Origin of the sequence: Streptococcus cristatus (assembly GCF_003943465.1) — a bacterium.
GTDB lineage: Bacteria > Bacillota > Bacilli > Lactobacillales > Streptococcaceae > Streptococcus > Streptococcus cristatus_C.
In genome coordinates this window covers 1-3,646 of sequence record NZ_RJPR01000026.1, presented here as the reverse complement: position 1 = coordinate 3,646, position 3,646 = coordinate 1, and the positions used below count along the sequence as shown (strand labels likewise).

1 protein-coding gene is annotated in these 3,646 nt (G+C 45.4%); it reads right to left on the bottom strand.

The features are described from left to right. A partial coding sequence (locus D8793_RS11735) for a collagen-flanked surface repeat-containing protein (RefSeq protein WP_446677595.1) occupies nt 1–3,606 on the bottom strand: 3,606 nt, incomplete at its 3' end. Between the last annotated feature and the right edge of the window lie 40 nt (nt 3,607–3,646).

Here is a 3,646-nt window from a genome sequence, read left to right as displayed (position 1 = left end):
ATCTTTACCATCTGCACCAGTTGCTCCTGTCGCACCAGTTGCGCCGTCTTTCACGATAGTTGTTGACGTTACTTCACTTGGATCAAGTTTACCGTCGCCATTCTTATCAAGACCGACCTTAACAGTGTGCGTACCATCGTGGTTATCAACTACTTCAGTTAATGATGATTTACCATCTTCACCTTTATCGCCCTTAGCTCCGGTCGCTCCTGTAGCTCCAGTTGCGCCATCTTTCACGATAGTCGTTGANGTTACTTCACTTGGATCAAGNTTACCGTCGCCATTCTTATCAAGACCGACCTTAACAGTGTGCGTACCGTCGTTGTTGTTAACTACTTCAGTTAATGATGATTTACCATCTTTTCCATCTGCTCCAGTTGCACCGGTCGCTCCTGTAGCTCCAGTTGCGCCGTCTTTAACGATAGTCGTTGACGTTACTTCACTTGGATCAAGTTTACCATCACCGTTCTTATCGATACCAACCTTAACAGTATGAGTACCATCGTGGTTATCAACTACTTCAGTTAATGATGATTTTCCATCTTCACCCTTAGCTCCGGTCGCTCCTGTAGCTCCAGTTGCGCCATCTTTCACGATAGTCGTTGACGTTACTTCACTTGGATCAAGTTTACCATCGCCGTTCTTATCAAGACCAACTTTAACAGTATGAGTACCGTCGTTGTTGTTAACTACTTCAGCTAATGGAGATTTTCCATCCTTACCGTCTTTAACGATGGTAGATGAGGTTACTTCGTCTGAATCCAACTGACCATTGCCGTTCTTATCGAGTCCGACTTGAACAGTATGGGTGCCATCGTTGTTGTCTACAACCTTAGCCAATGATGGCTTGCCATCCGCTCCGGTTGCGCCTGTAGCACCAGTGGCACCGTCTTTAACGATAGTCGTTGAAGTTACTTCACTTGGATCAAGCTGACCGTCGCCGTTCTTATCGATTCCAACTTTAACAGTATGAGTACCGTCGTTGTTGTTAACTACTTCAGTTAATGATGATTTACCATCTTCACCCTTAGCTCCGGTCGCACCTGTAGCACCAGTGGCACCGGTTGCGCCAGCTTTTCCATCCTTACCGTCTTTGACGATTGTTGAAGATGTCACTTCGTCTGGATCCAATCGGCCATTGCCATTCTTATCGAGTCCGACTTGAACAGTATGGGTGCCATCGTTGTTATCTACAACCTTAGCCAATGATGGCTTGCCATCCGCTCCGGTTGCTCCTGTAGCACCAGTTGCGCCGTCTTTAACGATAGTTGTTGACGTTACTTCACTTGGATCAAGTTTACCATCACCATTCTTATCAAGACCAACTTTAACAGTATGCGTACCATCGTTGTTGTTAACTACTTCAGTTAATGATGATTTACCATCTTCACCCTTAGCTCCGGTGGCTCCGGTGGCGCCAGCTTTTCCATCCTTACCATCTTTGATGATTGTAGATGAAGTTACTTCATCTGGATCCAACTGGCCATTATTGTTCTTATCGAGTCCGACTTGAACTGTGTGTGTACCATTGTTATTATCGACAACCTTAGCTAGCGGAGATTTACCGTCCTTACCGTCTTTAACGATGGTAGATGAGGTTACTTCATCTGGATCCAATTGGCCATTGCCGTTCTTATCAAGACCAACTTTAACAGTGTGAGTGCCATCGTTATTATCTACAACCTTAGCCAATGATGGCTTGCCATCTGCTCCGGTTGCGCCTGTAGCACCGGTTGCGCCGTCTTTAACGATAGTTGTTGAGGTTACTTCGCTTGGATCAAGTTTACCGTCGCCGTTCTTATCTAGACCGACTTGAACAGTATGAGTGCCATCGTTATTGTCTACAACCTTAGCCAATGATGGTTTACCATCCGCTCCAGTTGCACCTGTAGCACCAGTTGCGCCGTCTTTAACGATAGTCGTTGACGTTACTTCACTTGGATCAAGCTTACCGTCGCCATTCTTATCGAGTCCAACTTTAACAGTATGAGTACCGTCGTTGTTGTTAACTACTTCAGTTAATGATGATTTACCATCTTCACCTTTAGCTCCGGTCGCGCCTGTAGCTCCTGTAGCACCAGTTGCGCCTGTCGCTCCTGTAGCACCAGTTGCGCCGTCTTTAACGATAGTCGTTGACGTCACTTCACTTGGATCAAGCTTACCATCACCATTCTTATCAAGACCAACTTTAACAGTATGAGTACCGTCATTGTTGTTAACTACTTCAGCTAATGGAGATTTACCATCCTTACCGTCTTTAACGATGGTAGATGTGGTTACTTCGTCTGAATCCAACTGACCATTGCTGTTCTTATCGAGTCCGACTTGAACAGTATGGGTGCCATCGTTGTTGTCTACAATCTTAGCCAATGATGGCTTGCCATCCGCTCCAGTTGCACCTGTAGCACCAGTTGCGCCGTCTTTAACGATAGTCGTTGACGTTACTTCACTTGGATCAAGCTGACCGTCGCCGTTCTTATCAAGACCAACTTTAACAGTATGAGTACCATCGTTGTTGTTAACTACTTCAGCTAATGGAGACTTACCATCCTTACCGTCTTTAACGATGGTAGATGAGGTTACTTCGTCTGGATCAAGCTCACCATTGCCGTTCTTATCGAGTCCGACTTGAACAGTATGAGTGCCATCGTTATTGTCTACAACCTTAGCCAATGATGGTTTACCATCCGCTCCAGTTGCACCTGTAGCACCAGTTGCGCCGTCTTTAACGATAGTCGTTGAAGTTACTTCACTTGGATCAAGCTGACCGTCGCCGTTCTTATCGATTCCAACTTTAACAGTATGAGTACCGTCGTTGTTGTTAACTACTTCAGTTAATGATGATTTACCATCTTCACCCTTAGCTCCGGTAGCACCTGTAGCACCAGTGGCACCGGTTGCGCCAGCTTTTCCATCCTTACCATCTTTGATGATTGTAGATGAGGTTACTTCGTCTGGATCAAGCTCACCATTGCCGTTCTTATCAAGTCCGACTTGAACAGTATGGGTACCATTGTTGTTGTCTACAACCTTAGCTAGCGGAGATTTACCGTCCTTACCGTCTTTAACGATGGTAGATGAGGTTACTTCATCTGGATCCAATTGGCCATTGCCATTCTTATCCAAACCGACTTGAACAGTATGGGTGCCGTTATTGTTATCAACAACTTTAGCCAATGGAGACTTGCCATCTTTTCCGTCTTTAACGATAGTAGATGAGGTTACTTCATCTGGATCGAGCTGGCCGTTGCCGTTCTTATCAAGTCCAACTTTAACTGTGTGCGTACCGTTATTATTGTCCACAACTTGAGCTAATGATGGTTTTCCATCTTCTCCTTTAGCTCCAGTTGCACCGGTTGCGCCAGTTTCACCTTTGTCACCCTTAGCTCCAGTCGCTCCTGTAGCACCAGTGGCACCAGCTTTTCCATCTTTGACGATAGTTGAAGATGTTACTTCGTCTGGATCAAGTTCACCGTTACCATTCTTATCGAGACCGACTTGAACTGTGTGCGTGCCATTGTTGTTGTCTACAACTTTAGCTAGTGGAGATTTTCCATCCTTACCGTCTTTGACGATTGTTGAAGAGGTTACTTCATCTGGATCCAACTGACCGTTGCCGTTCTTATCAAGACCAACTTTAACAGTA